General features: G+C 34.2%; 36 protein-coding genes and 3 tRNA genes. 33 read left to right on the top strand and 6 right to left on the bottom strand.

Going from position 1 to position 25,466, the window contains the following annotated elements; genetic code table 11:
- Positions 1-109: 109 nt before the first annotated feature.
- From RYK20_RS01660 to RYK20_RS01650, 3 genes are all read left to right on the top strand, one after another.
- A tRNA-Gly gene (locus RYK20_RS01660) sits at positions 110-182 on the top strand.
- A gap of 22 nt (positions 183-204) precedes the next feature.
- A tRNA-Leu gene (locus RYK20_RS01655) sits at positions 205-290 on the top strand.
- Positions 291-352: 62 nt separating this feature from the next.
- Positions 353-553, top strand: a complete 201-nt coding sequence (locus tag RYK20_RS01650) for a hypothetical protein (RefSeq protein WP_314894187.1) — start codon at positions 353-355, stop codon at positions 551-553.
- Positions 554-645: 92 nt separating this feature from the next.
- Here the strand turns inward: RYK20_RS01650 and RYK20_RS01645 are convergent, their stop codons facing one another.
- From RYK20_RS01645 to RYK20_RS01635, 3 genes are read right to left on the bottom strand one after another with little or no spacing between them, the layout of a single operon-like run.
- On the bottom strand, positions 646-2,316 hold the full coding sequence (locus RYK20_RS01645) for an AAA family ATPase (RefSeq protein WP_314894186.1): 1,671 nt from the start codon (positions 2,314-2,316) through the stop codon (positions 646-648).
- Between the two features lie 3 nt (positions 2,317-2,319).
- The gene (locus RYK20_RS01640) at positions 2,320-3,690 is read right to left on the bottom strand and encodes a restriction endonuclease subunit S (protein ID WP_314894185.1); all 1,371 of its coding nucleotides are present in this window, start codon (positions 3,688-3,690) and stop codon (positions 2,320-2,322) included.
- The gene (locus tag RYK20_RS01635) at positions 3,677-5,953 is read right to left on the bottom strand and encodes an N-6 DNA methylase (RefSeq protein WP_314894184.1); all 2,277 of its coding nucleotides are present in this window, start codon (positions 5,951-5,953) and stop codon (positions 3,677-3,679) included. The genes RYK20_RS01640 and RYK20_RS01635 overlap by 14 nt, the downstream gene beginning before the upstream one ends.
- Before the next feature lie 774 nt (positions 5,954-6,727).
- On the opposite strand from RYK20_RS01635, the gene RYK20_RS01630 reads away from it, so the two are divergent.
- On the top strand, positions 6,728-7,216 hold the full coding sequence (locus tag RYK20_RS01630) for an SMI1/KNR4 family protein (RefSeq protein WP_314894183.1): 489 nt from the start codon (positions 6,728-6,730) through the stop codon (positions 7,214-7,216).
- A 285-nt stretch (positions 7,217-7,501) separates the two neighbouring features.
- On the opposite strand, the gene RYK20_RS01625 is transcribed toward RYK20_RS01630, so the two are convergent.
- Together RYK20_RS01625 and RYK20_RS01620 are read right to left on the bottom strand one after the other, a co-directional pair.
- The gene (locus RYK20_RS01625) at positions 7,502-8,389 is read right to left on the bottom strand and encodes a S24 family peptidase (protein WP_314894182.1); all 888 of its coding nucleotides are present in this window, start codon (positions 8,387-8,389) and stop codon (positions 7,502-7,504) included.
- A 237-nt stretch (positions 8,390-8,626) separates the two neighbouring features.
- Positions 8,627-9,205 (bottom strand): hypothetical protein, encoded by a 579-nt coding sequence (locus RYK20_RS01620; protein WP_314894181.1) that lies wholly within the window; start codon positions 9,203-9,205, stop codon positions 8,627-8,629.
- A 149-nt stretch (positions 9,206-9,354) separates the two neighbouring features.
- Between RYK20_RS01620 and RYK20_RS01615 the strand changes: the two genes are divergently transcribed.
- The 29 genes from RYK20_RS01615 (at position 9,355) to RYK20_RS01475 (ending at position 25,008) form a co-directional block, all read left to right on the top strand.
- Positions 9,355-9,579, top strand: coding sequence for a hypothetical protein (locus RYK20_RS01615; RefSeq protein WP_314894180.1), 225 nt, complete (start codon positions 9,355-9,357; stop codon positions 9,577-9,579).
- Positions 9,580-9,591: 12 nt separating this feature from the next.
- Positions 9,592-9,828, top strand: coding sequence for a hypothetical protein (locus RYK20_RS01610; RefSeq protein ID WP_314894179.1), 237 nt, complete (start codon positions 9,592-9,594; stop codon positions 9,826-9,828).
- A 58-nt stretch (positions 9,829-9,886) separates the two neighbouring features.
- Complete coding sequence (locus RYK20_RS01605) at positions 9,887-10,126, top strand: hypothetical protein (RefSeq protein ID WP_314894178.1); 240 nt, start codon at positions 9,887-9,889, stop codon at positions 10,124-10,126.
- A complete protein-coding gene (locus tag RYK20_RS01600) occupies positions 10,123-10,503 on the top strand; it encodes a hypothetical protein (RefSeq protein ID WP_314894177.1) in 381 nt (126 codons plus the stop codon). The genes RYK20_RS01605 and RYK20_RS01600 overlap by 4 nt, the downstream gene beginning before the upstream one ends.
- A 1-nt stretch (position 10,504) precedes the next feature.
- Positions 10,505-10,702, top strand: a complete 198-nt coding sequence (locus RYK20_RS01595) for a hypothetical protein (RefSeq protein ID WP_314894176.1) — start codon at positions 10,505-10,507, stop codon at positions 10,700-10,702.
- On the top strand, positions 10,699-10,950 hold the full coding sequence (locus RYK20_RS01590) for a hypothetical protein (protein ID WP_314894175.1): 252 nt from the start codon (positions 10,699-10,701) through the stop codon (positions 10,948-10,950). Before RYK20_RS01595 ends, RYK20_RS01590 begins: the two co-directional genes overlap by 4 nt.
- Before the next feature lie 22 nt (positions 10,951-10,972).
- Positions 10,973-11,569: an ERF family protein gene (locus RYK20_RS01585; RefSeq protein WP_314894174.1), complete on the top strand. Its 597-nt coding sequence runs from the start codon at positions 10,973-10,975 to the stop codon at positions 11,567-11,569.
- Entirely contained in the window at positions 11,556-11,993 is a 438-nt protein-coding gene (locus RYK20_RS01580) for a hypothetical protein (protein WP_314894173.1), read from the top strand. Before RYK20_RS01585 ends, RYK20_RS01580 begins: the two co-directional genes overlap by 14 nt.
- A 3-nt stretch (positions 11,994-11,996) precedes the next feature.
- Positions 11,997-12,398, top strand: a complete 402-nt coding sequence (locus RYK20_RS01575) for a DUF3127 domain-containing protein (protein ID WP_314894172.1) — start codon at positions 11,997-11,999, stop codon at positions 12,396-12,398.
- Positions 12,399-12,460: 62 nt separating this feature from the next.
- Positions 12,461-13,003 (top strand): hypothetical protein, encoded by a 543-nt coding sequence (locus RYK20_RS01570; RefSeq protein ID WP_314894171.1) that lies wholly within the window; start codon positions 12,461-12,463, stop codon positions 13,001-13,003.
- Complete coding sequence (locus RYK20_RS01565; protein ID WP_314894170.1) at positions 13,003-13,173, top strand: hypothetical protein; 171 nt, start codon at positions 13,003-13,005, stop codon at positions 13,171-13,173. Before RYK20_RS01570 ends, RYK20_RS01565 begins: the two co-directional genes overlap by 1 nt.
- Before the next feature lie 26 nt (positions 13,174-13,199).
- Positions 13,200-13,973, top strand: coding sequence for an SPFH domain-containing protein (locus RYK20_RS01560; RefSeq protein ID WP_314894169.1), 774 nt, complete (start codon positions 13,200-13,202; stop codon positions 13,971-13,973).
- Between the two features lie 9 nt (positions 13,974-13,982).
- A tRNA-Ala gene (locus RYK20_RS01555) sits at positions 13,983-14,096 on the top strand.
- A gap of 17 nt (positions 14,097-14,113) precedes the next feature.
- Positions 14,114-14,497, top strand: a complete 384-nt coding sequence (locus RYK20_RS01550; protein ID WP_314894168.1) for a hypothetical protein — start codon at positions 14,114-14,116, stop codon at positions 14,495-14,497.
- A gap of 101 nt (positions 14,498-14,598) precedes the next feature.
- Positions 14,599-15,369: a hypothetical protein gene (locus tag RYK20_RS01545; RefSeq protein WP_314894167.1), complete on the top strand. Its 771-nt coding sequence runs from the start codon at positions 14,599-14,601 to the stop codon at positions 15,367-15,369.
- Positions 15,370-15,525: 156 nt separating this feature from the next.
- Positions 15,526-16,824: a hypothetical protein gene (locus RYK20_RS01540; RefSeq protein ID WP_314894166.1), complete on the top strand. Its 1,299-nt coding sequence runs from the start codon at positions 15,526-15,528 to the stop codon at positions 16,822-16,824.
- Positions 16,782-17,657: a site-specific DNA-methyltransferase gene (locus tag RYK20_RS01535; RefSeq protein ID WP_314894165.1), complete on the top strand. Its 876-nt coding sequence runs from the start codon at positions 16,782-16,784 to the stop codon at positions 17,655-17,657. The genes RYK20_RS01540 and RYK20_RS01535 overlap by 43 nt, the downstream gene beginning before the upstream one ends.
- Positions 17,658-17,769: 112 nt before the next feature.
- Positions 17,770-18,714, top strand: a complete 945-nt coding sequence (locus tag RYK20_RS01530) for a DUF4373 domain-containing protein (protein ID WP_314894164.1) — start codon at positions 17,770-17,772, stop codon at positions 18,712-18,714.
- Positions 18,605-19,441, top strand: coding sequence for a hypothetical protein (locus RYK20_RS01525; RefSeq protein WP_314894163.1), 837 nt, complete (start codon positions 18,605-18,607; stop codon positions 19,439-19,441). The genes RYK20_RS01530 and RYK20_RS01525 overlap by 110 nt, the downstream gene beginning before the upstream one ends.
- Positions 19,428-20,495, top strand: a complete 1,068-nt coding sequence (locus RYK20_RS01520) for a DNA cytosine methyltransferase (RefSeq protein WP_314894162.1) — start codon at positions 19,428-19,430, stop codon at positions 20,493-20,495. The genes RYK20_RS01525 and RYK20_RS01520 overlap by 14 nt, the downstream gene beginning before the upstream one ends.
- A complete protein-coding gene (locus tag RYK20_RS01515; RefSeq protein WP_314894161.1) occupies positions 20,458-21,279 on the top strand; it encodes a phosphoadenosine phosphosulfate reductase in 822 nt (273 codons plus the stop codon). The genes RYK20_RS01520 and RYK20_RS01515 overlap by 38 nt, the downstream gene beginning before the upstream one ends.
- 20 nt (positions 21,280-21,299) lie before the next feature.
- Positions 21,300-21,821, top strand: a complete 522-nt coding sequence (locus tag RYK20_RS01510) for a MazG-like family protein (protein ID WP_314894160.1) — start codon at positions 21,300-21,302, stop codon at positions 21,819-21,821.
- 16 nt (positions 21,822-21,837) lie between these two features.
- The gene (locus tag RYK20_RS01505) at positions 21,838-22,197 is read left to right on the top strand and encodes a hypothetical protein (RefSeq protein WP_314894159.1); all 360 of its coding nucleotides are present in this window, start codon (positions 21,838-21,840) and stop codon (positions 22,195-22,197) included.
- Positions 22,194-22,658, top strand: coding sequence for a hypothetical protein (locus RYK20_RS01500; protein WP_314894158.1), 465 nt, complete (start codon positions 22,194-22,196; stop codon positions 22,656-22,658). Before RYK20_RS01505 ends, RYK20_RS01500 begins: the two co-directional genes overlap by 4 nt.
- Entirely contained in the window at positions 22,655-23,218 is a 564-nt protein-coding gene (locus RYK20_RS01495; protein ID WP_314894157.1) for a hypothetical protein, read from the top strand. Before RYK20_RS01500 ends, RYK20_RS01495 begins: the two co-directional genes overlap by 4 nt.
- Positions 23,215-23,502 (top strand): DUF4406 domain-containing protein, encoded by a 288-nt coding sequence (locus tag RYK20_RS01490; RefSeq protein ID WP_314894156.1) that lies wholly within the window; start codon positions 23,215-23,217, stop codon positions 23,500-23,502. The genes RYK20_RS01495 and RYK20_RS01490 overlap by 4 nt, the downstream gene beginning before the upstream one ends.
- Before the next feature lie 249 nt (positions 23,503-23,751).
- Entirely contained in the window at positions 23,752-24,399 is a 648-nt protein-coding gene (locus RYK20_RS01485) for a hypothetical protein (RefSeq protein WP_314894155.1), read from the top strand.
- Positions 24,396-24,752, top strand: coding sequence for a VRR-NUC domain-containing protein (locus RYK20_RS01480; RefSeq protein WP_314894154.1), 357 nt, complete (start codon positions 24,396-24,398; stop codon positions 24,750-24,752). The genes RYK20_RS01485 and RYK20_RS01480 overlap by 4 nt, the downstream gene beginning before the upstream one ends.
- Before the next feature lie 10 nt (positions 24,753-24,762).
- Positions 24,763-25,008 (top strand): hypothetical protein, encoded by a 246-nt coding sequence (locus RYK20_RS01475; RefSeq protein WP_314894153.1) that lies wholly within the window; start codon positions 24,763-24,765, stop codon positions 25,006-25,008.
- Positions 25,009-25,074: 66 nt separating this feature from the next.
- Here the strand turns inward: RYK20_RS01475 and RYK20_RS01470 are convergent, their stop codons facing one another.
- Positions 25,075-25,260: a hypothetical protein gene (locus RYK20_RS01470; RefSeq protein WP_314894152.1), complete on the bottom strand. Its 186-nt coding sequence runs from the start codon at positions 25,258-25,260 to the stop codon at positions 25,075-25,077.
- Positions 25,261-25,466 lie beyond the last annotated feature (206 nt).

Raw genomic sequence — 25,466 nt, 5'->3', positions numbered from 1 at the left:
ATAAATATAAGAACATCAATTTCTTTTTGAAAAAAAATATTTTTTTCTTTGTCAATTACAAAAAAGATTGTATCTTTGCACCGTCTTTGAAAGAAGGCAATATTTTATTGCGAAAATAGCTCAGTTGGTAGAGCGCAACCTTGCCAAGGTTGAGGTCGCGGGTTCGAACCCCGTTTTTCGCTCTTTTTTATGTCTATCATAAAGGCTCGGATGGTGGAATCGGTAGACACGCTGGACTTAAAATCCAGTGGGCAGCAATGCCTGTGCGGGTTCAAGTCCCGCTCCGAGTACGAGCGCAATCACTATCATACAGATAGTGATTTTTTTGTTTTTTCTTCTTACCTCTATCTATATGGAAACCTCCATAACCTTTGCTACTTCTAACAGAGAAAAACTAAGAACTATCATCTCCTTCATTGAATCCTTAAGAGTTCCTATCATAAATATAGAAGAACTCCTTCCTATAGAAATAACGCCACAATTAGCACAATATATTGAGAAAATAGAAAGCCATCCCCCCCTTTTGAAGAGTGTGAAAACTTTAATATTATGATTAATGAAGTAGCTACTGAATAAGGATTAGAGCTGAATAAAGCTATTCCTTAATACAGATAGTATCTAAAAAATTATATTACTCTTAGATATTTAATTGAGGAATATAATTCTATTTAACTCAGTTAATAAAACTTTAAATCCTTCCATACTTTGCTTTGTACAATCATTACTTTCACAAAATTCAGGCAGTTTTTCTTTCTTTAATTTTTCACCTATTTTTGGAAAACTTCCAAAAGACTCAGAAGTTTCCTCTATAAATCGTTTGAGATAATCTATTGATAATTTTTCTATATCAGTTTTAGCAAAATAATCTTCTATAACAAAGTTTTTGTCATTATTATTATCTTTACAAGGAAGCATAAGAAAATGAATATTATCACTATATTTTTCACTTAAAACATCTTTTCTTTTTCTACTACTATTGCTAAATATCTTTTTATACACATTATATCCAGCCTCATCTCTATCAACTAAGACAATTATCTTCTGTTCATCTTTAAGAGCAATGGTATCAATTAAGTTTTTAATATTTTCGTCATCAGTTCCCCCAACTCGTAATATCTGAAAATCTAAATTAGGAAAGTCATCTTTGTACAACTCGATTGCCTTTTTTATATATTTGTCGTCTGTTTTTCCTTCTACAATTAATATATTTGATTTAGAAAACAACAATTTATATATATCTTCTTTATTAGCTAAGTACTTGGTAACTTCTACTATGTCTTTGAACTCTTTAACTTTCCCTTTTTCCAAGCAATAGATACCTTCTTTTGGAATAGCTTTAGTCAATGTAGGTGAATGTGTAGTAATGATTATTTGTCTGTTTTGTTGATACTCTTCTAATACATTTCTAATTTGTATTTTGTTACTAAGATGTATATGAGCATCAGGTTCATCAAGGATAAACAGACTGTCCTCTTGTGCCGCAAACTCTAAAGCAGCTTTGACGAGTATCATTTTCTTTTCTCCTTCGCTAAAATCCTCTATGTTTAATTTACCATTGTATTCAATGGTAATATTTTGTAGTATTTTTCTATCCTTTGGAGTAAAGGCAATGTATAGGTATTTAAACACCTCATTTATATCATAGTTTTTTATCTTCTCTTGTAATTCGTCTAAAGTGTATTCATCTTTAGCATCTATAGTAGATATAAACTGCAACACTTTATTGTTTGGGTAATCCTGATAGATACTTTTATTAAATTCAAATTTTACAGAATGTACACTATTGATTCCTAAAACCTCTTTACAGAATTTATCCTCAGGGTTATTAGAACTATTAAGTAGCAAACACAATAGAGAAATATGCCAATAAAATTTATTCAGATAGAGCATTTTAGGAAATTCTTCTTGAGAATTTTTGTTTATTTTTGAAATAAAATCTTTATATATTGGTTCATAATATTTTCTCCATAGTCTATCTTCTTCGCCACTGTAAATAGCTACAATTTGTTTAGGTAGGAAGCTATAAAAGTCTGAATTTTCTTGATTATCTATTTTAGTAGTAACTAATAACTCATTTTTAGTAATCTCAACAGTTTCCCCATTAAAGGTAGTATATACTAATGAAAAATTAAAGGGAATATCCTTTTCTTTCTTGTCGTACAAATGCTTAAAAATAGCACTTATAGCTTCTAACAAATTACTTTTCCCACTGCCATTGTTTCCTATAAAAGCCATTACCCCTGAAGTATTGTTTTCTAATGAAATATCAAGGTTTTTAAAGGCTTTATTGGCTATTTTAATTTCTTTGATTCTCATAATTTAGCTGAATATAGTTTGTTCAAATTCTTGTTCTGCTTGTTGTTTTAGGAGTGTTGCTCGTTCTCGTAAGATTTTTATTTCATTTTTATAAGTATCTATTTGGGTAATGATGGTTTGTTGTACTTGTAGGTTACTCAAAATAGGTATTCTTATCTTTAATAAATTATTAATTCCTAGTTCTGTTTGTTTTGTTGCTTGTGCTGATTTAATTTTGTCTATTTGTGTTTGGATATATGAACTATTAAAAAGATCTACAAATAAAATCGGGTTATAGATAGATCTATTTAACCTTAGCAACAACATATGACTGTCATAAATCAACCCTTCATAATTCTTTGTAATATAAGTTGCTCTACCTATTGTCCCTTCTCCAGTTGAATTTACCAATATATCCCCTTCTTTAGTAAAAAAATCCTCATCAATATTATTATACCAATCCTCATCAATACTTTTTACAAAAGAAAAATCAATTGAATTCCAACGATTACATTTTTGATTCAATATAAATTTAGATGAAACTTCTGTATATTTAGGACTTTTCCCTCTAAAACAAGTAACAAGTAATTCAGGAAAATCACCAATTGAAGTTACTTCATATCGTGAAGAATGAAGCCCTTTATCTAACTTTATTTTATCTACTCCCCAAAAGTCCATTTTATAGAATTCAACAAATTGTAATCCTTTCTTTTTTGTTTTTTGTTCAGTTTTTTGTTCTATTCCTAAACTCTCAAACAGATAGCTTTCAATCTTTTTTTCTAAGGTTTCAGCTTGTTGCTCATAAGTTGTAGCTTGAGTTATTTTATCGCAATAGTTTTTTACAATGGTTTCTTGCTCGGATATTGAAGGAAGAGGAATTTCTAAAGTTAAAAACTTATCCATATCCATTCTCTGTCTATTAGTCGTCCCACTGCTACAAGATTTAGCAAAATCAACAAACAAATTAGTTTTAGCTAACAAAATCAAATAATTTTTATTTACTAAATGATGATTAATATCAAATAAAGGAAAATCATTAGTAACAATTGCTCCATCTAATTCAGAAGGAATAAGCCCAAAAGCCCCATTTCTAGCATCTATTTTAGAAACTATCATCTGTCCTTCTTTTGCTATAGATTGTCTTTTAGTCCCTATATTTTTACCATATTCTTCATCACGAAGAACTACCCCATTAGCATTTATTTTTACTGTTACTCGTTTGTATAGTTTCTCATCTTCTATTATTATACTCTCATTATTTTTAACAAGTAGCTGACTTATTTTTAGTACTCTATATTTTCTATTAAATTTATTAATAGTACCAAATAGAAAAGAAGCACTCCAACTTTCTATATTGCTAAATCCTACAAATTTTAATTTTTTATAAGTTTTCATACTTACTTTTTTGATAGAAAATTTCGGGTTCACCAACTTCTTTATCTGTTATTTGAATGCGATATACAAACTCATCTTTTACATCGTACTGAACGCTTTTGGTAAGTTTTCCCCACAGATGATTTTCAGAAGTATATTTTTTGAATTCTTCAGCCAAGGGTTCTAATTCGTTTTCTATGACAGCCCCTGTCGTACTAATACCTGCTTTTTCTACTTCAGCAATAGGAATAGTATAGTTGAACTCTTCTTTAACAATAGCTTTTATTTCTCGTTCTTTTTTAGCTTCAATATTTTTCAATTCGGCTCTCAGTTGTTTTTTCTCTTCTGCAGGTAATGCTTCTTTGCCTTTTTTAGCTAATTTCTGTTGGATATTTGCTACTTCCTCAGCATATTTAGCTTCTATTGTGATAGTTGCTTTGCTCTTAATACTTGCATATTGTAGCGCTTCTTCTTCTGTAAATTTTTTAAAAAACAACAAACTAGGTTTTACCGTAGCACCGCTTGCTATAAACACATCTTGAGGAATAGATACGATTAGCAATATTTTTGCTTTACTTTCTACATAATCTCGTACTTTTTGCAAATTACTATTGTTAAGTACACCTTCAGGAAGTACTATCCCCATTCTACCTCCTGGTTTGAGCAGGTTCAAGCATCGTTCTATAAAAAGCACTTCAGTAAGGGTACTCATTGCCCCCATTTTATAGAGACTCACGAGAGGTTTCCCTATATTGTTATTCACTTGCTTTAATGCTTTATTATACTCATCACCATATCGTTTTTGGTATTTTTTGATACGTTCTTCATCAGTATATTTATCAGCTTCTGTAATTTTTAGTGATTTCTCTACACGTGCTCCAAAAGGAGGATTGGTAAGAATCACATCAAATCGGTTTTCAAAAATGCCGTTTACATTTAGTAACCCATCATTGTGGTGTACACCTCCGTGACCATCACCGTGCATTATCATATTCATTTTGGCGGTACGGCTCATTCTAGGGTTGGCATCGGTTCCAAAAATACAATCATAACTCAATGTTCTAATTCGGCTTTTGTCATTGTTGATATTGAGTTCTTCATTTAACTGAGAGAAGAATTTATTTACTTTGTCGTCTATTTTTTCTTTTTCAGTATCCGATAGTTTTTCATAGGTTTCAGTGTAATATTCTTGTTTGATGAGTTCTTTTTCTTGTTGGACTTTAGCTTCTATTTTTGCACGGACATACTCGAAGGCTTTTATTAAGAAACCACCTGAACCACAACAAGGGTCACAAATAGTTTCTGTTTCTTGAGGGTCTAAGACTTCCACCATAAAATCCACAATAGTCCGAGGAGTAAAAAATTGTCCTAATTCCCCTCTAAATGTTTTTCCTAAGAACTGTTCAAAGGCGATCCCTTTTACATCATCGGAAGTAGTGGAAAGATTGTATATTTCTAATTCTTTTACAATAGCTTCAAAGCTATTCTCTCGTATTCTAATGATTTCAGTAGGTTCAAAAAGGTCATCATCTCTAAAATCTTCTTTAGTTTTTTCAAACAAAAGTTGATAGAAATCTTTTTTTTCATTAAATCTATATTTCTCAAAATCTATTTTCTCAAAATCTATTTTCTCTTTTCTATATATATCTAATGAAAAAATTTGATTTTTAGAATTGTCCCTCTCATAAATAATTTTTATGAATAGGATTTTACTAATTTCATCAAAAGCTGCCTCTGGTGAGAGCTTATCATTATTTCGAATAATTGAATGACATTTATATAATGTTTTAGTAAAATTTTCTCTTTGAAAAGTATTATTTTTATTTAATAATTTTTCTACCTCTTGAATATTTTGAGCCTCTTTTTTATTAGGAATATCTAAAATTTCTTCTACATTCTCAGAGTCAGTTCTGTATATTTTTGAATAAATCTTAGTTTGTTTAAAATTTGTTGCAACAAAAAATTTTGCTCCTATTTCTCTTGAAAAATTGAGTCCTTTAAAATAATCTTCTTTTTTTATGATAACACTATCTGCTTTACATTGTATAACTATTAAAGGACTCTCATTATTGATTTTACTATTTTCGTTTTTCCAAATAAGAATGCTGTAGTTCAAATATATTCCTTGAACTTTACTATCTTGCTCCATTTGTTCCAGATCAAAACCATAGGAATTAACCAAACGGCAAACGTATTCTTGTCGTACTTTTTCTTCAGGTTTCAATACCAACCATTTATCTTTTAATGGTGCAAAAATTTTATTATCTTTTATCTGAACTTCCATATTTTAAAATATATAATAAATGTATTTCAATTGATACTCCTTTTCTTCTTTTAGATCCTGCAAAGATACAACTTTCCAAAAGGAAAATCAATAGAGAGCGTCCTCTTTTTTAGTAATCCTACTTTTTCTTATTGAGCAGTTTTAATAAACTTTCTTCGGTAAAGGATTTAGGGACATATGACAACTTTTCTAATTTATCCTTTCCTGTATGATACTGATAGACCCCATTTTTATCTTTGAAGAAACAATTATATTCTATCACACAATAGGTATTTTTCCACATCCCATCTCAAAAAGAAATAATATTAGGTTCATCATAAAATTCAACAACATGTTCTAAAAATCCATATATTTTAATGGGTTTGAAAATTAGGAAAAAGTAATAAAACAAAATTTTAAAACTTTCAATCAAAAATTATTTATATCTTTGTACCAAGCTTATGAGCCTCTACATTAAAGCTACTGAAAAGCGAGGGATAGGATGCATATAAAACCCACTCATCATAGAGAAAAAGGGGTAAGGTTCATAAGTTATTCCCTCATTGCTTAGAAACTTATTTTAATTGATATTACTGGTTATCATTGATTTAAGGATTAAAAACCTATATTCGATATATCATTTAGGAACCACGAAACTTGCATTAATAACGCTACCTTCGGGATGTGGGAATAGAGACGGCTCAGCAAAGGGTTTACACGGTCTAAGTTTTTAGGTTCCTATTTTTTATAACTCTTAACATATTTCATTGTTTTTTACCTCTATAAAATTTAATTATGACTTCTTTTCAAGAAAACTTAAATACCTTACAAAGACTTTTGAATGAGAGTCAAGGGGGCTTTGTACATTTTGGAAATGAATTATACCGTTTTACCAAACAATCTGATATTAGTTCAGAAGAAATAGCTAATTTTGAGAAAAAACACCAGATTCAGCTCCCTGATACTTTCAAAACCTTTTTGCTTACCTTAGGAGCTTGTACACTTTTTGAAGATGAGCGAGGATTTGCTTATGAATTTTATCCTCCTAGCCAATGGGAATCCTTCACTAATGAAGTTTTTAATGGTACTGGTACAAATCTCTTTCCTAAAATAGTACTAGTGTGTTATCCAAATGGTGGACATCAAGCAGGTTTTATAACCAGTCAAAAGGATGCTTTTGGTACTTTTTATTCAGATATACCTGTGGAATATTGGGAAGAAGACACAGAACTAATGTCCTTTGCTAATTGGCTTAATGAAGAGATTAGCCTTTGTTTATTATAAAAAGTAATGCTTCTTTCTGAAGCATTACTTTTTAGTGACCTCGACAGGATTCAAACCTGTAACCTTCTGAGCCGTAATCGGAAAAGATAAAATCTTTTATTCTGTAACTTCCTTAAAATCAATATCTTTTAAATAAGCATAGGTATAGAAGTAATGGTGTTTCCTACTTTTTACCTTGTCGAAGATAAACAATGTATATCATTAGTAGATAGCTATTTACAAGTATTTTTTGAATAATATTATATTGTCTTTTTATGTGTTTTGCAATTTAATCGTATGTTTATATTACATTCTCTCTTTCTTTACGCTTCCTTCTACTGCATAAAAGGCACGAATAATTTTAAGGGGATACTCTCGAGGGTCGTACTTGGGATTTTCACTCTCTAAACTCACGTGCTCATCATCAGACCCTCTGCGAACATATTTTATATTAACATCTCCATTATCAAAAACTACCACGTAAGGATGCCCAAACACCAAGTATAAAAAATCTACAGGTTTAATTCCTATAACATCCCCTGCTTTGTACTTTGGATACATACTATCTCCATATACATTTATAAAGATAACATCTTTGCTGAAGTTAGGAATATATACAGGGAGACGTTGCATTTCATTGTTAAAGTTAGCTATATCAAAACCAGCTTTAGCGTATATTTCAGGATAATAATAACCGGTTGGAGTTCCTTTAGGCGCTCCTATTGATTCATTTTGGAAATATTCCCTTACTTCTTCTATATATTTAGATAAAATATTTCTTTGTTTTTTAGATAGTTCAGATATACCATTTTGCGCTTCTTTGAGTGTTTTTACGGGAATGCGTGTTTTTTCGTATATATCCGTTAAGGTAATATCATAGCCTTTGCGTTCATCTCTTAGAAATAGTACTAAATCATCTTCCTCCTCTTCTTCCTCTGGCACGACTTCTTCTATCTGTGGAATGAGCATAGAGCCTTCTCCAAGTAATAGCCAAGTTTTGCTAAGTTCAGGAAAAATAGGTGCTATTTTTTTGTCAAACATTTCACTTTTTATTCCCTTACGAATATTATTTACATAGCCATTTGATATTCCACATAATTGTTCAAACTTACTTTGACTGATTTCTTTATATTTTAGAAAATCAATCAATCTATTTTTTACAGAATTTTGCTCTGTATCTGAATTATTTTTCATACCTTTGTGCTTTAAAAATTTTGTTTATTATGAACTCTTACTATGACAACAAGAAGCCGTTTAAAAGAATGTCTGAAGAAACATTTTTAGAATTGTTAGAATCTGAAATGCGCTGGAACAGAGAACGTATCTCTAATGGTTTTTATGTTATACAACAAATAAATGATAAGCAACGTGAAAGAAAAAACACACCCCACGATGATAATTACGACAAAGGGGATGAAGAAAACAATTCCCTTATATTATGGTTGCTTTTCTTATGCGTTCTCCTACATATTCTAACCCTTTGGTATTTAGTCCGCTTGTAGGATCAGGTATCTTTATATTATAAAAAATATCAAGTAACATAGAGTGTTGCCGATTGGTAAATTCAACAGAGCTGTTTTCTATAACCTCTAACATTCCTTTAATCACTAAATTGCATTTTTCAATTTGATTACAACTCAATCCTAACTGAATTGTTTGTAAGGCAAATTTTAGATAAGGAGATAAGTTTCTCCCTATCTCATTATACACCATTGAAAACTCAAAATTAATAATAAATTGATTTATTAATTCTTGATATACAACGCTTTGCAAGGTATCTTTCACTTCCTTTTGTTCTGCTTTAACCTCTTTCTTAAACTCCTTGTTATCAATAACTGTCCAAATCTGAAAGCCTACTAAAAATGTAACAATTACTCCCATAGTTGTAGCCATAACACTAAAACTATCCCAAGTAAAAGGGCTAAATCTTAACCAAAAAGAAAGCCAAGTACCTACACTTATTACAATAGCCACCAATCCTAACCAGTTCTTTATTAGAAAATCTTTCATTATAAATATTTAAAAACCAATTATTTAAAAACTTTAACATTATTTTGCAGAGCATTTATCTGTAAAATATTTTGTTTTTACAGAAAAATGTTCTAATTTTGCACCATCAAAATAACCAACTATATAACGGGTCAAAAATAATAAAAAAAATGAAACTTACCAAAGAAGCAAAGAAAAAATTTAGAGGTGATATTATCAGAAACAAATTAGCAAAGGCAGTAAATAGAAGTCGTTCTACTATTGACAGATGGATAAAGAAAGATACTCACTTCTTGATAAATGAAAGATATTACCCTACTGTAAAGAGAGTAATAGGTATAACTAAAGATGAACTTTTTGAAGTTGAAGAAGATAATTTAAATAGTCAATTATAAAAAAAGAGTTAAATGAATAATACCGAGCTGAAAAGATACCTGAAAAGAAAATTAGAGCGAGTAACAACACTTAAGTTATCCTTAGAGGGTACTGTTAGAGAATTGGCAGACGAGATTATACGAATAACCGAAGAACTTGCCCTTGTGGAAGGGGGCAAGTCTTCAAAAAAAACTAAAAAAACGGTTGATATTTCAGATTACACCAATAGATTTTATGCGGACTTTGAAAAAGCAAGACAAAACAGCTAATAAAAAAAGCCCCGCTGGCAGGCGAGGCATTAAGTATAACAAATAAAATTTTTAAATGATGGCAAAATTACTACAAAAAATTTTCTCTCGCAAGAGAAAAAAAGAAAAAAAATCAGACTTCGAAAGTATAGGGGGTTACCTATGCTACAAGGGGCGTAAGTGGTGCGAATTGACTCCTGAAGAGAAGGTAATATACAATGATTATTTCTTCAAAATCAAGCATCCTGATTATACAGCGATGATTCGCAGTAGTCAAGATAGATTTATTTACCAAACTTTAAAAAAAACAGTCCTATGAGAACAATCAGCCCTTTTGAATTTGCTCGATTAATCAGTGAAGAGCGTGCAACCCCTGCCTACCAAGGTAACGATTACTTGGATATTCACGAAGATAGATACAATACTATTGAGAATGAATTTATGACAGAAGTAGAATACCCCGATGATTGGTATTGTCAGGTAATCTATGAGGTAACCTTAGATTATTCGGGGCGTGATAGTAGCAATCACGAAGTAGCTATAACAGAAGTATATGTTAATAGTGAAGAAGTCCAATTAACAGACGAGCAAGAAAGAGAACTCACGACACTACTCACTAAGAGAGCCAATGTAGAATACCAATTCAATGATACTGAAGGCTTATACCCCGATTATGCAACTTCTAAAATGTGGTAATATGAAAGTAGGCGATAAAGTAATAGTTAATCCTTTCACCACCACAGACCCCGCAAATCAAAAGGGCAAGGAAGGGGTGGTAGTCGAGATAATCAATAATGAAGGGCTTAATATAGTCAAAGTAAGGTTCAATAAGGGTTGTTACGGACTATATGATGGCGATACACTTAAAGTAACCACTAAAAGCAAAGAACAATGAGAACAACCATAGAGAAAGGCAAATGCTATGAGATAGGCGATTGGCTTTTGCAAATTGACAGAATAGACGAGCGCTATATATGGGGATTTGGGGCTGATAGCGATAGAATAATAGGGCATATAGCCCTCCCTATTGATAGCCAAATAACCCGTGAAGTGCCTATTAATGACTATATCAACTATATAGACGTGGCAAGGCAGAATATAGCTTATGAATTTCGTGAGAGACTAAGCCAATACGAAGAATAATAACAAATAAAATTTATTAAAAATGAATGAGTACCAAACAGAAATCGCAAAGGCTTTTATCAAGGCACAGAGTGAAATGGCAAATGCCGTCAAAGGGACTACGAACCCTTTCCTAAAAAACAAATATGCTGACCTTAATGCAGTACGTGAAGCGGTGATACCCACGCTTAACAAACACGGCATAGCAGTATTACAACCATTAGTAACGATTGATGGTAAGAACTATGTAAAAACACTCCTCTTACATGAAAGTGGGCAGACTATGGAGAGCCTTACAGAGGTGATATATGAAAGGCAAAACGACGCCCAAGCGCAGGGGTCAGGTATTACATACGCAAGGCGTTACGGACTGCAATCGCTGGTATGTATCGGGGCTGATGATGATGACGGCAACAATGCAAGTGCTCCTGAACACCAAGAACCTCCCAAAGATTTGCCTTGGCTCAATATCTTAGATAAAGATAAGAATATGACTAAGGAATGGCTCAACGTCATCAAGGGTATTAATGAGGGTAAGATAAAAAGCCCTAACGATGCAAAACAATTTTATAAGGTAAGTAAAGAGATAGAAATAAAAATACAAGAACTATTAAATAACAGACAAAATGGGGTACAGTAAAGAGATATTTCAGCAGTTACAAGAGGAATTTGTAGCTAAGTGCCAAAAAGTAGAGGACGGCGAGATGCCAATATTGGAAGCCGTCCTCGCTTTCAGAGGACAAAAAAAAGAATGTGAGGCGTATATAGAGGCTGTTAGATCCTTTGAACAGGAACACGAAGAGCAAATTCTCTCACAGATAAGTTATAACGAGGGGCGCTACAGAGGGGCAAGATTCGAGGTGAGGAATGGAGGTCGTACTTTTAACTACAAGGGTATAAAAGAGTGGCAAATTGCCTCAGAGAATCTCAAGGAGATAGAGGAGAAATACAAACAAGCGTTCATCAGTAAAGAAAAAGGACTTTTGCCAGTAGATGAGAATGGGGAGTTGTTAGACCTTCCTGAAGTGAATTATAGAAAGGATAGTATCATTATAAAAGAATAATCTATGGAAATAAGAGGAAAAGTATTATCAAAGGGAGATGTTGTAGCAAGGACTGATAAATTCAAGGTGCAAGAGTTCTTTTTGGATTGTTCTACATTCAACCAATATACAGGTGAAAAGAGAGAAAATATAATTAAGCTACAGGTAATCAATGTAAATATAGAGAAGTTTTCATCTGTAGTTGTGGGAATGGAGGTGAAAATTCATTTTCAGATTAACGGTAGATTCTTCGAGTGGCAGGATAAAGAGATGCACAGCCAGAATTTGACTGCGTATGCTTGGGAGGAGGTGAAATATAACTATGTGCCAAAAACTCCTGTAGTTCCTGTATCTTCTCCTGAAGACAAAAAAGATACGGGAAAAGAATCAACAACAGATGAAAATTTTGATGATTTACCTTTTTAGTAACTTAAAAATAAGGAAGAATAAAAACAGTATTTAAAGTAGGTCAGAAAGTTTATGACCAAGTGAATTTTCCTGATAAGGAAGGAAAAATTGAAGAAATATACATTAGTGAAGGACAAGAATATCCTATAGTGTTATTTGAAGGTAAAAAAGAAAGAGTTTGTTATAATTTTGAAGGTTGTTTGTCAGATCGCACTACTAAAACACTTTCAACAAAACCTTATAAAGTAGAATTTCAAGGCTTTGAACAAAAAGCATCTGCACCAACTTATGAAGAAGCTGTTAAATGGTTAGAATCCACTGAAGGTACAGAGATAATGAATGATAGTGTTTTCTTAGCTGAAGGGAATTATTATACAAATCTAGATACGTGTGCAGAAGCTCTTAAGAAACTGATACTTTTAAGAGACTACTACAATGAAGGCTGGCAGCCTGATTGGAATGACAATGCCACTAAATATAGTATTGAAGTGGAAGTAGGTGAAATCGTAGGTAGAAATCACCATTGTAATGCAAGGATAATGAGCTTTAAAACAAACAATGTTAGAAATAAATTCCTTGAAGACCAAAGAGAACTCTTAGAAATAGCAAAACCTTTATTATGATGAGAAAAATAGCAATACGAGCATTAGTATTCATTATTATGTTAGTGTTATTAACATACGGAGTAATGGTGTTATTTAGGAGTGAACTCCCTTACTTATGGATTGTAGGGTTACTTGTAGCAATTCTTATACTGATTGCTTTCCCTTACAACAAGTTTTTTAGTAACTAATTTAATTTTTATATCAAATGAAAAAGATGATTTTTCTTTTATGTGTTATAGCCTCCTTAGTAGGCTGTAACAGACCTGAACCTAACTACGAAGGAGTTCTAATGACTGAGTACGGACGAAATGGTATCAATTCGTTCAAAATTGTAACTGGGGCGCAAGGGATATTAGGTCCAGGTAGTGAGCTGTATCAGGTACCCATGTGGGAGCAAGCGGGTGACCCTGATGTGGTGGAAATCACGGCAAAAGATGCAGGGGTATTCACTGTAGATCCTTCCTACACTTATACGCCTATTCGTGGCAAAGGTGCTGAGATTGTGTTCAATTACAAAAACTACCGAATACAAGACCCAGAAACGTTCTTTGACAATGTAGAAGCGAATGTACTTAACAAGCGGGTTACGGACGCTTATAGAGAAGAAGCAAGGAATTACACCACTGACAGCCTTATGAACAACTTAGGTAAGTTTGAATTATCAGTACAAAGCAGATTGAAAGAGGAGTTTAAAACAAAATTCTTTGACCTTACTACACTTACATCAGGGCTTAAACCTCCTGCTTCAATGCTGAAAGCCGTAGAAGATAGAAACAAGGCTATTCAGGAAGCCAATAGGGTAAAGAATGAGTTAGAGACCTCAAGAATGCTGTTAGAAAAGGCAAAAATAGACGCCGAAACAAACAAAGTCCAATCGGTAGGGCTTACAAGAGAAATCCTAATGCAACAATATATTGAGATGTTAGGTAAGACCTCTAATAAGGTAATTATCACAGATGGCAGAACGCCTGTAATATTAGGTAATTAGTAATATAAAAAGCAAGTGGCGGAATTGGGAGACGCTTCACCAGTTGGGGAAATTAGGATACGTTCGAGTCGTACGTTCGCTTTGGCTTGCGACTAAATGCAGGTTCGAGTCCTGCCTTGCTTTCAATAATAAAGACAAAAATGGAAGAACTTAAAAAAGAAGCAAAAGATATTCAAGATTACTTGGAGATTACTTGCTCAGATAACCCAGAGGAAATGGTTGAACGTATTAAAGATTTGTCTGTATATATGGCTCGTAGTGGTGAAATGTTGGCAAAGGCAAAGTACTTATACAACCAACGTACAACCGCTGAAATTACAAAGACTATCATTACCATAGCAAAGGAACAATATCTATCGGCAACAGCTCAAAATGCCTTAGTTAAGGCTATCGCTCAAGAGGAGCAGTATCTTGTAGATTGGTTGGAGCGTATTAATCGCACTTGTACTCATCAGATAGAAGCCCTTAGAAGTCTTCTAAGTTATGAGAAAGAGAATTTGAGGATAACAAAAACGGGGTATTAAGCAATTTTCACCCCTTGTTAAGTAAGGCAAAAAATCAATCCTAACTGTCTAAAAACCAACGCAAAAAAAGTAAATAAGCAAGATTTATAAAGATTTAAGCAATGAAAGAAACCGTTAATCGTTTTGAGGAGGAAATTATCACTACCTCCAACCTATCTGAGATGAAGGATAAGTACTTAGCTGAGACACTCTACCGAAAATGGAATGAAAACTTCGTAGATGAAAGCACTGGAGAGCTGGTTAATATAGAACGTAAAGAGATAATCTTTGAACGTGGTACATTCTTAGACCATCACAGCTTAGAGGAGATTAATTTTTTCCTACAGAGTGAGGATATTACTGAGGTAAAAGTCAGCACCATACAAAGACAAGCAACCTTAGTGAATGGAAGCGCCGCTACTTGGGTAGCTGTGGCAAAAGTAATGGGAAAGAAACAAACCTTCTTCCTATATGCTAATAGTGTAGAGGTAGCTATGCAGATACTCTCGGACTACATAGAACAGCACTACCAAGGATATTTTGAAGTGTTATCCCTCAAGGAACAAGAATATTTGTACATAGTAACCTTAACCAAGGATAATGGAGAAGATGAAAAGGTCAATTGTTATATTGCTGAGATGGAGATGAAATATGAACGTTACACAACTCGTAATAAATTCTTAGTGAAGGCTATCAATGCCGAGGAAACGAAACCCTTATGTATTGCGTTCTTTGATAAGTATATGCAGGATAAGGAAAACCCTGAACCTTATACAATGACACTGTTATCGGCAAAGATAATGAAAGTAGAAGCCGTGATTGACCATCTATTTTGCCATGTCTATATAGACAGAAGCAAAGGCAAAAGAGAACAAACAGCCGATAACGACTAACTAACATTGGAAAGTTATCCGTCTTATGCTTAAGACATGGTTACCCCGATAGGCAAGCACTCACGTTCGAGCCGTGAGCGGGGGCTAAAAACAACCCGATTTGAGAAGAGATTGAGCGCGCGGCAATCTAATTCAAATCTCTAATTTCAAATCAAAATGAACGAGTATCAAGAATTTTTAAAACAGAAGCAGAAGTCAAAAGAGCATAAAGGCTTTGCATCTTTGCCGATGAATGACAAGCTGTTTCCTTTTCAGCAGTTCATTGTAGAACGAAACCTCAGCAAGGGCAAGCACGCTGTATTTGCTGATTGTGGACTTGGAAAGACAGTAATGGAGCTTGAGACAGCAAGCCAAATTGTAAGACACACCAATAAGCCCGTGTTAATTATTGCTCCTTTGGTGGTGGTAGCACAGACCAAAAGAGAAGCAGAAAAGTTTGGGTTTGACCTTGATAAGGTAACGATCACCAACTTTGAGAATTTGCACAACATCAATCCGCAGGAGTATGCGGGGCTGATCGTCGATGAAAGTTCGATAATGAAAAACTTTGAAGGGGAAATCAAAAAGCAGATCTTTGAATATTTCCATAACACCCCTTATAAGTTTGCTTTTACAGCCACTCCCTCCCCTAATGATCCTATGGAGTTGGCTAATCACTCTGAATTTTTGGGCTATCAAAGTAGATTAGGAATGCTTGCTACCTACTTTATCAACGATCAAGATCACACGAGCAAATGGAGATTAAAGAGGCACGCAATAGAAAAATTTTATCAGTTTGTCTCAGATTGGGCAATAATGCTTACCAATCCCGCAGATATAGGATTTCCTATGAAAGGATATAACTTATCAGAGGTGATCTATAAGGATCACCAAATCATTACTGAAAATGACTTTAGCAATGGAATGTTATTCCCAAGTTTAGCAGTGTCTGCTACTGATTTCAATAAGGAGTTAAGACGAACCAAAGAGCAACGAATAGCAAAGGCAATAGAGATAGCTAATGCGAATGAGGAACCACACATTGTATGGGTGAAACATAATGACGAGGGGAAAGAAGTTACTGCGGGTATTCGTGGGGCTGTGGAAGTGTCAGGGAGTGATAAACCTGAAGAGAAAGCACAAAAGTTGTTAGACTTTGTAGATGGTAAGTTCAGGGTATTAGTTACTAAGCCAAAGATAGCCCAATACGGATTGAACTTTCAGCACTGCTTAAATCAAACCTTTATGAGTCCTGACTTTTCTTTTGAAGGATTTTACCAAGCAGTAAGACGATCACACCGATTCGGAAAGAAAGGAGACGTAACCGTTAACATTGTAACCACTGATACTATGCAGAATGTTATTAGTATCATCAAAGAGAAAGAGAAACAATTCAAACAAATGCAACAATTAATGATTAATAACCAAACACTATGGAACAACCAAAATTCACAGCTATACACGGCGATTGCGTAGAGGAGGTTGCTAAACTTCCTGATAACAGCATAGACTTTTCAATATTTAGCCCTCCCTTTGCTGAATTGTATGTTTATTCAGATGATATACGAGACATGGGTAATTGCAAAGATTATGAGGAGTTCTTTGTACATTTTCAGTTTCTCGTGAAAGAATTAGCAAGGGTAATTAAAAGCGGACGATTGGTAGCAGTGCATTGTATGGACTTACCTGCAATGAAATGCAAAGATGGGTATATCGGTCTTAAGGACTTTTCAGGAATGCTCATTCAGGCTTTTGAGAAGGAAAGATTTATTTACCACGATAGAATAACGATTTGGAAAAGCCCTGTAGTAGAAGTAACAAGAACCAAATCAATAGGATTACTTCATAAAACAATCTTAAAAGACAGCAGTATGTCTCGCACGGGAATACCCGATTATATCTTAGTATTTCGCAATGAAGGTGATAACTTAGTGCCAATAACCCACCAAGAAACAAATGAGAAAAAGGAAAATTACCTCCCCGTGAATTTGTGGCAAAAGTATGCCGAGCCAGTTTGGTATGACATCAACTATTCTGATACCTTGCAATACACCAGCGCACGTGATGAGAAGGACGAGAAGCATATTTGTCCTTTACAGCTTGAGACGATCAGGCGTTGCTTGCACCTATGGAGTAATGAAGGAGATACAGTACTCAGCCCTTTTGGAGGGATAGGAAGTGAAGGGTACGAAAGTCTAAGACTTAATCGTAACTACATAGGGATAGAGCTTAAGGAGTCCTATTACAATCAAATGCAGCGCAATCTCAAGCGTATGATTGCTGATAAAATGCAACCTAAATTATTTTAAATACTCATTCATTCTTTGACCTCTGCCCTCGCTTGTACTTGACGTGTATGCTCAAGGAGAGGGCTTAGGGCAAAGTTTAAAAAAACAATTATGTTCATTAAAACCAATCAAAATGGCAAGACCAAGAAAAATAGGACTTGACTATTTTCCTTTTGATGTGGATTTCTTTAATGATGAAAAGATAGAAGCTATCTCTGGTGAATTTGGGATAAAAGGAGAGATTGTAGCAATAAAACTGCTCGCTGCGATATACCGTAACGGATATTTCATTGAGTGGTCGGAAATGTTACAGATGAAAATGCTAAAAACATTACCATCAATCTCCAAAGAACTACTTACAGAAATAGTACAACGCTTAGTTAGGTGGAACTTTTTTGATGAAGGGCTGTTTAACTCGGATAATGTACTTACAAGTAGAGGCATACAAAGACGATATTTTGAGGCTATGAAACGTAATAGCCTTAGCGATAGCTTACCCTTTTTGTTAGTTTCTGTTACAGAAACCGATGTTTCTACAACAAAAACACGAGTTTCTGTTGCAGAAACACCGCAAAGTAAAGGAAAAGAAAGTAAAGTAAATATTTCTTTTTTACAAAAAAAGAAACAAAAAAGCGCGAGTGTGGATTTTTACGAGGAGGAAAAAAACAATCAGCCTTTAAGCGACCAAAAAGAAACCTCCCCCCAAGTTGCGCCCGCCCCCCCTCCTGATAGCGAGGAGTCAAAAAAGACAAAAAAGAGATTTGTGCCTCCTACTCCTGAAGAGGTGCAGGATTATTGCAACGAGCGAGGTAACGATATTTCAGGGACTGAATTTTGCGACTTCTACACATCGAAGGGGTGGAAGGTAGGTAGAGAGCCAATGAAAGACTGGAAGGCAGCCGTACGCACGTGGGAGGCTAAGAGGAAAAACAACACACAAACAAACCAAACGATAACAATCGACGAGAATGGAAACAGAATTACAAACACAGGAAATAGCAATACAAACACATCAACCCCTTATGTTTTTGGACGGCAGACCGCAGAAGACCTTAGAGCAAATCTATCAGGCTGGTAACGTCTCAGGAGTTGCATTTGCAGAGCAGGTACCTGATTTTCCGCAGATGCGAGTGCTCGAACCTCAGGGGGTACGAATGGCACTCGGCGCAATCATCGTGCAACACGCAACGTTGATAGGCTTTAAGGGATTGATAGACCCTGTACAGAAGGAAGATATAATAAAATTAATTCAAAGCCGTTTTTTTACACTTTCTATAGAAGAGATATATAAAGCTCTTCAAATGGAAAGATACAGAGAATTTGATATGCGTACAGAGCATTATCAGCTAATCAATGCCCCTTATATCTGTGAGATATTGGAAAAGTACAAGGAATGGTTAAGGAATACCCGACAGACCCACCACCTATCTAATAGCTTACCATCCCCAAAAGAGGAGGAGCTATCAGAGGAAGAAAAGGAAGCTAAATTTATAGCCAATATACAACATTTTTACAATGATTTTAAGCAAAATGGAAGGATGCCTTTATTCTGTGGATATTTGTATGACGGACTTAAAAGACGCGGTATGATAGCGGATTTTACAGATGAAGAAAAGGAGTTACTAACCAAGCGCTATAAGAAACGTAAGATACAGGAGCGAGATAACAAAAGCCTTGTTAGCCGTCTGAAACAGTCCTTTGATAGAGATGAAGATGATATATCCCTGAAAAAAGAAATAGCCTTGGAATATATCTTTGAAAATGACAAGTTACTAATAGAAATTAAATCAAATGAAAATCATTGACCTATTCAGTGGGATTGGTGGATTTTCGCTCGGATTTCAGCGAGCAGGATACCAATTTACAGAACACTATTTTAGTGAGATAGACAAACACGCAATTGCAAACTATAAATACAATTTTCCCAATGCAAAACACATCGGAGACATTACCACTCTTCACGGAGGAGACTTTACAGACATTGACATTATCACTTTCGGATCGCCTTGCCAAGATTTCTCACTTGCTGGAAAAAGAGAGGGGCTTAAAGGAGCCAAAAGTAGCCTTATCAAAAAAGCAATTGCCCTCATTGCTCACGTCCGACCAAGTATTTTTATCTGGGAGAACGTTAAAGGCGCTTTCAGCTCAAATGCTCGTGCAGACTTTTGGGCGATTATCCAAGCGCTTGCCAACATTGGGTGTTATAGACTTGAATGGCAATTGCTTAACACAAGCTGGCTACTACCCCAAAATAGAGAGCGGATATACCTTATTGGACTTCTCGCAGGAAGAAGTGAGTCAGGAGTATTTCCTATCCAAGAAGATGATTTCCTTTATTCAGAAAAAACGACAAGTCAATTACAAGCCCAAATTAGTACCACTCTCAAAGCCAACGGCAATATGAATGCAGATGATACTTATATACAAGTAGGTACTTACCGAACACACAACGACGGCAGGGGATTTCGTGAAGTTAAAAAAAATATTGCCCCTACCATTCCTGCTCGTGCTCGCCAAGATGGAAGCGGTATGCCCGTAATACGCCAACTCCCGAGAGGTAATAATAAGGGAGCTGACTTCAAAATCTGCCCTACTATATCGAGCAACGCCTTTCAAGAGAATAATTTACTTAATGGTGTGCGTCGCCTCACAGAAATAGAATGCGAGCGATTGCAAGGATTTCCAGACAACTGGACACAATATGGCGATTACAATGGCATTATAAAACCCATAGCAAAGACACAACGATACAAGCTCATAGGTAATGCTGTAACCGTGGATATAGTAACAATGATTGCTAAACGATTAAAATTTATAGAGAATGAAAAACCTACTTGTAACCGTATCAGGAGGGCGTAGCTCGGCTCGTATGGCTCGACATATACAGACCCACCCTAAATATACAGACTATAACAAAGTCTATGTTTTCTGCAATACAGGAATGGAGAGACCAGAAACCATTGACTTTCTGAAGAACATAGTGAAGTACTGGGAAATACCTCTTACAATCATAGAGGGAGTATATTCCACAGAGAAAGGCGTAGGAGTAAGCTACAAAGTGGTAGATTTTGAGACTATGGATATGCAGGCTCAAACCTTTGCTAATATGATAGCTCACTATAACAAAGGTCATTATAACGGTCTGCCTAATATGGGTGCTCCTTATTGCTCTGACTATCTAAAAAGTAACCCTACTAAGAAGTTTGCTAATGACATCTTCGGAAAAGGAAAGGATAGCTATCAATTAGCTATTGGTTACCGCAGGGAGGATATGCCCAAGCGTATTAGCTGGGCTGAAATAAATGTTGAAACTAAGCGTATATTCCCGCTTCTGACAGACTTTGAAGCGCCTATTGGACAGCAGGAACTCAACAAATTTTGGGATAGCCAACCTTTCAAACTCGGAATACATAATAAGTTTGGCAATTGCGAGTTGTGTTGGAAAAAGAGTACTCCTAACCTTATAGATAACATCAGATATGGTACCCACTTTATCGATTGGTTCAAGGCAATGGAAAGCACCTATCAGAGTACTATGTTTAGGGATCATAGGAGTATAGACGATTTGGTAAGGTTAGCCCAAGAACCCATACAGCTATCCTTTCCATTTGAAACAGCTGATGGCTGTGTATGTAGTTTTTAATCTTAAAAACCTTTATAAAAATGAATAAAACAATCCAAGAACTCGTCCCACTTATCCAAGAGTGGGCAAAAGAAAGGGGAATTTTTGATAAAAGCACCTCATTTGACCAACTCCTTAAGACACACGAGGAAGTAGGAGAACTCATCAAGGCGTGTTATGACAACGACAAACCCGCTGTACAAGATGCGATAGGTGATGTACTGGTTACCCTGATTAACTACTGCTATAAGAAAAAAATAGATGTATTAGAGCAAATCAATGATGTTTTGAATTTTGAAAGAAAGCGAGCAGATAGCAAAGTGGTGTTAGCATTAAGCATTCAAAATAGTTTAACTCGTCTAATGAACGCTAATTTTAGATTGTTAGGGATAGGAGGAGAAACGCCCTTTTTGTATTTTTATGAAATCATTACTATGATTGGTTATTTAGATGATATAGCTTTCTTAGAAAGCACCACCCTTGAGGAGTGCCTAAACATCGCCTACAACGAGATAAAAAACAGAACAGGGAAAATGATTAACGGAACATTTGTTAAAGATTAATTAAAAAAATAAAACGATGCAAGTTATAAATAATACAGGCGCCATAATCAAAGAGCAAATTAACTTAGGTGATATTGATAATTTGAATATTGATGATTTGTTTAAAGATAACACTAATAACAAGAAAATGAAAAATAAAAAATACACATTTTGCAAAATATTTGACCTTGAGGATAAGCAAATTCTTATTCGAAAAGATTATTGTGAGGGAGATTGTTACGAAATTAAAGTATCTACCTTTAATGGAGAGATATTAAAATCTTTTTCTTTTGGTTATATAAAAGAGGAAGAAGCAGATGAATGTTTTGATTCAATGACAGAAGAAGAAGTATTAAGATATTTAAAAAATATAGACAAAAAAGAGACTAAAGAATGAAAAATAACAACTACCCCAATTGGCTTGTCCCTATAGAGATAGCCATAGAACTCAAAGAAATAGGGTTTAACAAAAAGACTATGTTTTATTTTTTCTCAGCTGATACCACATTTAAATTTAGCATCTCTGAAGATATACTTTTAGATTACATTCTTCCTATTGGTGATGTTGAGTTATACAACTACAACAGGAAAGGTTTTTACGTTTCAATTCCCACTTGGGAGCAAGTATTTGACTGGTTCAGAGAGAAAAAAATATACGGAAATGTTAATCAAGAATGGGAATATGGAAGATATAATTCTCCTATAGGATTGAATTATTTTTATGTCATAAATGATTGTAGAAAGAAAAAGATTAATAAAACTAAAGCAATTGTAAATGGAGGTTTTGATAATTATGAAGAAGCTCGGGAAGAACTTGTAAAAACACTCATACAAACCTATAAAAGGGAACAACTATGAATAAAAAACTCATCGTCCTATCAGGAAAGAAAAGAGTAGGTAAGGATACTGTGGCAAACCTATTCAATGACTACACCCTATGCAAGTACGAACTAAGAGCCTTTGCCCAGCCCGTTAAAGAGATAGTGTCCCAAGTAACAGGACAGACATCTTACACATTAGACCTTTTCAAAGAAAGCCGATTAATAGATGTCAACGGCTTGCCGAGTACCTTAACAATAAGAGAGTTGTACCAAAAGACAGCTGACTTTTACAAGGAACTCCTTAGGGAGGATATATTCGCTAAACTAATGTTTAGGCGATTAGTTTTCGAGAAATATGAATTTCCAAGAGTAATTATCACAGACATGCGTTTCAAAGTGGAATATGAGCAGATGAAACAGCTTGACCCTGTCTTTATCCGCATAAAAAGCAACATGGGTAATACAGACACTCACCCATCTGAAACAGACCTTGATGATGTACCTGATAGTGTTTTTCACTTTGTGATAGATAACATAGGTACACGTACACAACTCAAGGAACAAGTACAAACCATTGTTAAAAAGTTAAGAATATGAAAGTATATATATCAGGTAAGATTAGCGGGACAGACCTAATAAAAACCCGTAAACGCTTTGCCGATGTAGCTAAAGAGCTACAAGAACAAGGACACACCACCGTAAACCCCTTTGAAAACGGACTATCTGAAAATGATAGTTGGGAAAATCATATAGTTAGGGGTATAGCAGACCTTCTGCATTGTAAAGCTATTTATATGTTACGTGATTGGGAAGAAAGTAAAGGTGCACGAATTGAACAGGCTATTGCCTTAGAATTAGAATTATTAATAATGTACGAATAAAAAGTAATGATTTCAGGGTTATAAGGATACAAAAATAAGTTCCTTATAACCCTTCATTTGCTTGGTTAAAATTATAATTTAACATAATGTGTTATATTTGAAATTCATTTTATTATCGTTTTTATATACGCAAAAACAACTATAAATATTACTTATTTTCAAATAATTATATAAAAAATTTGTAGGAATAATTCAAATATTTTTGTACCTTTGCACTTTGTAATAATTTAACAATAACCACAATTAGGAATGGAAACAATAACCCCTAAGATAAAGAACAAGAACAGCAGACGGCTAAAAAGGAGGTATCGCATAATGAAAGCCTTTCTTCTCATTAAGTACGCCCATTTATACAGCCAGAGATGTCTACATCAATCCTTAATGAAGTCAAAGAATGACTATCACACAGCGGAGAATGTATTCAATATGATAAATAATATATTCGGAGGTAAAACCTCCCCTAAAGATTTTATCTGTGATAAGAACGAGCAAGCAGATAAGTGTATTAGCCTAACCGAGGAGATGAAATCATACGAAGGGGCGCTAAAAACACTAAATATCGACCCTCAAGATGTATATGCTTTCTCTGCTGATGTAGAGTATAACAACTCAGTTCCATTATTCAGATGTTACGGACAACTTGCTATGTATGTAATAGGTCATATTATGAATTATGATTTAGGAATGATAACCAAAGATGAAGCCTTAAAAAACATACAGCGCCTTAAGGATTTTGAATTTGCTCCTAAAAACCTATCTATGGTAACTCGTAAGATAGTGGTTCAAGTAGAAGAAGCCTTTGGATTCGTCTTTTTAAAAAGAATTATAAGACTATGTAAAAAAGAGTACAAGGGCAAAAAAATTAAATGGACAATAAAAAGTAATGTACCCCTATGAAACAAGAAGAAAGCACCCTACAAACCTCCTGTGTAAAATGGTTTAGGCTCCAGTATCCTAACCTCGTAATATACGCCGTTCCTAATGGTGGTAGTCGTAATGTACGTGAAGCGCAACGGCTAAAATCTGAGGGAGTTCTTGCAGGAGTAGCTGACTTGGTAGTGCTACTTCCTCAGGGTAAGAGCCTTTACATTGAAATGAAAGTAAAAGGGAACAAACAAACCCTTAATCAAAAGGAATTCCAACAAAAAGCTGAAGTATTAGGACATAAATATTACGTATGCTATAGCTTTGAGGACTTTGAAAAAGTGGTAAAACAGGAACTAACCAGAAAAAATAACACTAATAATTAAAAAAATAACTATGCTAAAAAAAATAAAAACAGCCATTGAAGATTGTTCTCTTGAACCATTGAATAGCAATACTGCTTATATGAAATTATTTTGCGGATTAGCATATAAACATTCCTTTTCTACACAAAAGGAAATTGCTGATTTCTTAAATATATCCAATTCAAGTGTTGCATATTACCGCAAGGAACATAATAATATGCTAGTCATTACAGAATATCAACAACTCTGCCAAAAAGTAGAGAACAAAATATTATAGATTGTCCTCATTCTTATTTTTGATGTGTTATTTATTGGCACCACTCCTGATTTAGGGGTGGTGTTTTTATTCCTCTTTCTTGTCTTGCTTATCGTCCTCTTTAGGAGTGTATTTTATCTTTTGTTTTTTAGCTTCCTTATGAACAAGCACCTCTATTGTATTAGTGATACTCCTCTGTTCAAGCTCTGCAAGTTTTTTTATTAGGTATATTGTTTCTTCTGAAAACCTAAAACTAATAGCATTTGATTTCATATTCCTGATTATTTAATTTTTTGCAAATATACGTATTGTAAATTGAATTACAAAAAATATTCATATTAAAAAGTATTGTTTCGTTATTTTTTAACAAATAAACACTCTTTTTTATTTTATAAATATCTGAAAAACAATAATATAAAAAATAATTTAATTTTATAATGTTAAATATTTTGTATTGTAAAATACAATACGTAATTTTG

It is taken from the genome of uncultured Capnocytophaga sp. (assembly GCF_963525585.1).
Taxonomy (GTDB): domain Bacteria; phylum Bacteroidota; class Bacteroidia; order Flavobacteriales; family Flavobacteriaceae; genus Capnocytophaga.
This window is presented reverse-complemented; position numbering and strand designations above follow the sequence as displayed.

Coding starts and splice junctions, on each gene's coding strand:
- RYK20_RS01650 (WP_314894187.1), top strand. CDS start 353: ATGGAAACCTCCATAACCTTTGCTACTTCTAACAGAGAAAAACTAAGA.
- RYK20_RS01645 (WP_314894186.1), bottom strand. CDS start 2,316: ATGAGAATCAAAGAAATTAAAATAGCCAATAAAGCCTTTAAAAACCTT.
- RYK20_RS01640 (WP_314894185.1), bottom strand. CDS start 3,690: ATGAAAACTTATAAAAAATTAAAATTTGTAGGATTTAGCAATATAGAA.
- RYK20_RS01635 (WP_314894184.1), bottom strand. CDS start 5,953: ATGGAAGTTCAGATAAAAGATAATAAAATTTTTGCACCATTAAAAGAT.
- RYK20_RS01630 (WP_314894183.1), top strand. CDS start 6,728: ATGACTTCTTTTCAAGAAAACTTAAATACCTTACAAAGACTTTTGAAT.
- RYK20_RS01625 (WP_314894182.1), bottom strand. CDS start 8,389: ATGAAAAATAATTCAGATACAGAGCAAAATTCTGTAAAAAATAGATTG.
- RYK20_RS01620 (WP_314894181.1), bottom strand. CDS start 9,205: ATGAAAGATTTTCTAATAAAGAACTGGTTAGGATTGGTGGCTATTGTA.
- RYK20_RS01615 (WP_314894180.1), top strand. CDS start 9,355: ATGAAACTTACCAAAGAAGCAAAGAAAAAATTTAGAGGTGATATTATC.
- RYK20_RS01610 (WP_314894179.1), top strand. CDS start 9,592: ATGAATAATACCGAGCTGAAAAGATACCTGAAAAGAAAATTAGAGCGA.
- RYK20_RS01605 (WP_314894178.1), top strand. CDS start 9,887: ATGGCAAAATTACTACAAAAAATTTTCTCTCGCAAGAGAAAAAAAGAA.
- RYK20_RS01600 (WP_314894177.1), top strand. CDS start 10,123: ATGAGAACAATCAGCCCTTTTGAATTTGCTCGATTAATCAGTGAAGAG.
- RYK20_RS01595 (WP_314894176.1), top strand. CDS start 10,505: ATGAAAGTAGGCGATAAAGTAATAGTTAATCCTTTCACCACCACAGAC.
- RYK20_RS01590 (WP_314894175.1), top strand. CDS start 10,699: ATGAGAACAACCATAGAGAAAGGCAAATGCTATGAGATAGGCGATTGG.
- RYK20_RS01585 (WP_314894174.1), top strand. CDS start 10,973: ATGAATGAGTACCAAACAGAAATCGCAAAGGCTTTTATCAAGGCACAG.
- RYK20_RS01580 (WP_314894173.1), top strand. CDS start 11,556: ATGGGGTACAGTAAAGAGATATTTCAGCAGTTACAAGAGGAATTTGTA.
- RYK20_RS01575 (WP_314894172.1), top strand. CDS start 11,997: ATGGAAATAAGAGGAAAAGTATTATCAAAGGGAGATGTTGTAGCAAGG.
- RYK20_RS01565 (WP_314894170.1), top strand. CDS start 13,003: ATGAGAAAAATAGCAATACGAGCATTAGTATTCATTATTATGTTAGTG.
- RYK20_RS01560 (WP_314894169.1), top strand. CDS start 13,200: ATGATTTTTCTTTTATGTGTTATAGCCTCCTTAGTAGGCTGTAACAGA.
- RYK20_RS01550 (WP_314894168.1), top strand. CDS start 14,114: ATGGAAGAACTTAAAAAAGAAGCAAAAGATATTCAAGATTACTTGGAG.
- RYK20_RS01545 (WP_314894167.1), top strand. CDS start 14,599: ATGAAAGAAACCGTTAATCGTTTTGAGGAGGAAATTATCACTACCTCC.
- RYK20_RS01540 (WP_314894166.1), top strand. CDS start 15,526: ATGAACGAGTATCAAGAATTTTTAAAACAGAAGCAGAAGTCAAAAGAG.
- RYK20_RS01535 (WP_314894165.1), top strand. CDS start 16,782: ATGGAACAACCAAAATTCACAGCTATACACGGCGATTGCGTAGAGGAG.
- RYK20_RS01530 (WP_314894164.1), top strand. CDS start 17,770: ATGGCAAGACCAAGAAAAATAGGACTTGACTATTTTCCTTTTGATGTG.
- RYK20_RS01525 (WP_314894163.1), top strand. CDS start 18,605: ATGGAAACAGAATTACAAACACAGGAAATAGCAATACAAACACATCAA.
- RYK20_RS01520 (WP_314894162.1), top strand. CDS start 19,428: ATGAAAATCATTGACCTATTCAGTGGGATTGGTGGATTTTCGCTCGGA.
- RYK20_RS01515 (WP_314894161.1), top strand. CDS start 20,458: ATGAAAAACCTACTTGTAACCGTATCAGGAGGGCGTAGCTCGGCTCGT.
- RYK20_RS01510 (WP_314894160.1), top strand. CDS start 21,300: ATGAATAAAACAATCCAAGAACTCGTCCCACTTATCCAAGAGTGGGCA.
- RYK20_RS01505 (WP_314894159.1), top strand. CDS start 21,838: ATGCAAGTTATAAATAATACAGGCGCCATAATCAAAGAGCAAATTAAC.
- RYK20_RS01500 (WP_314894158.1), top strand. CDS start 22,194: ATGAAAAATAACAACTACCCCAATTGGCTTGTCCCTATAGAGATAGCC.
- RYK20_RS01495 (WP_314894157.1), top strand. CDS start 22,655: ATGAATAAAAAACTCATCGTCCTATCAGGAAAGAAAAGAGTAGGTAAG.
- RYK20_RS01490 (WP_314894156.1), top strand. CDS start 23,215: ATGAAAGTATATATATCAGGTAAGATTAGCGGGACAGACCTAATAAAA.
- RYK20_RS01485 (WP_314894155.1), top strand. CDS start 23,752: ATGGAAACAATAACCCCTAAGATAAAGAACAAGAACAGCAGACGGCTA.
- RYK20_RS01480 (WP_314894154.1), top strand. CDS start 24,396: ATGAAACAAGAAGAAAGCACCCTACAAACCTCCTGTGTAAAATGGTTT.
- RYK20_RS01475 (WP_314894153.1), top strand. CDS start 24,763: ATGCTAAAAAAAATAAAAACAGCCATTGAAGATTGTTCTCTTGAACCA.
- RYK20_RS01470 (WP_314894152.1), bottom strand. CDS start 25,260: ATGAAATCAAATGCTATTAGTTTTAGGTTTTCAGAAGAAACAATATAC.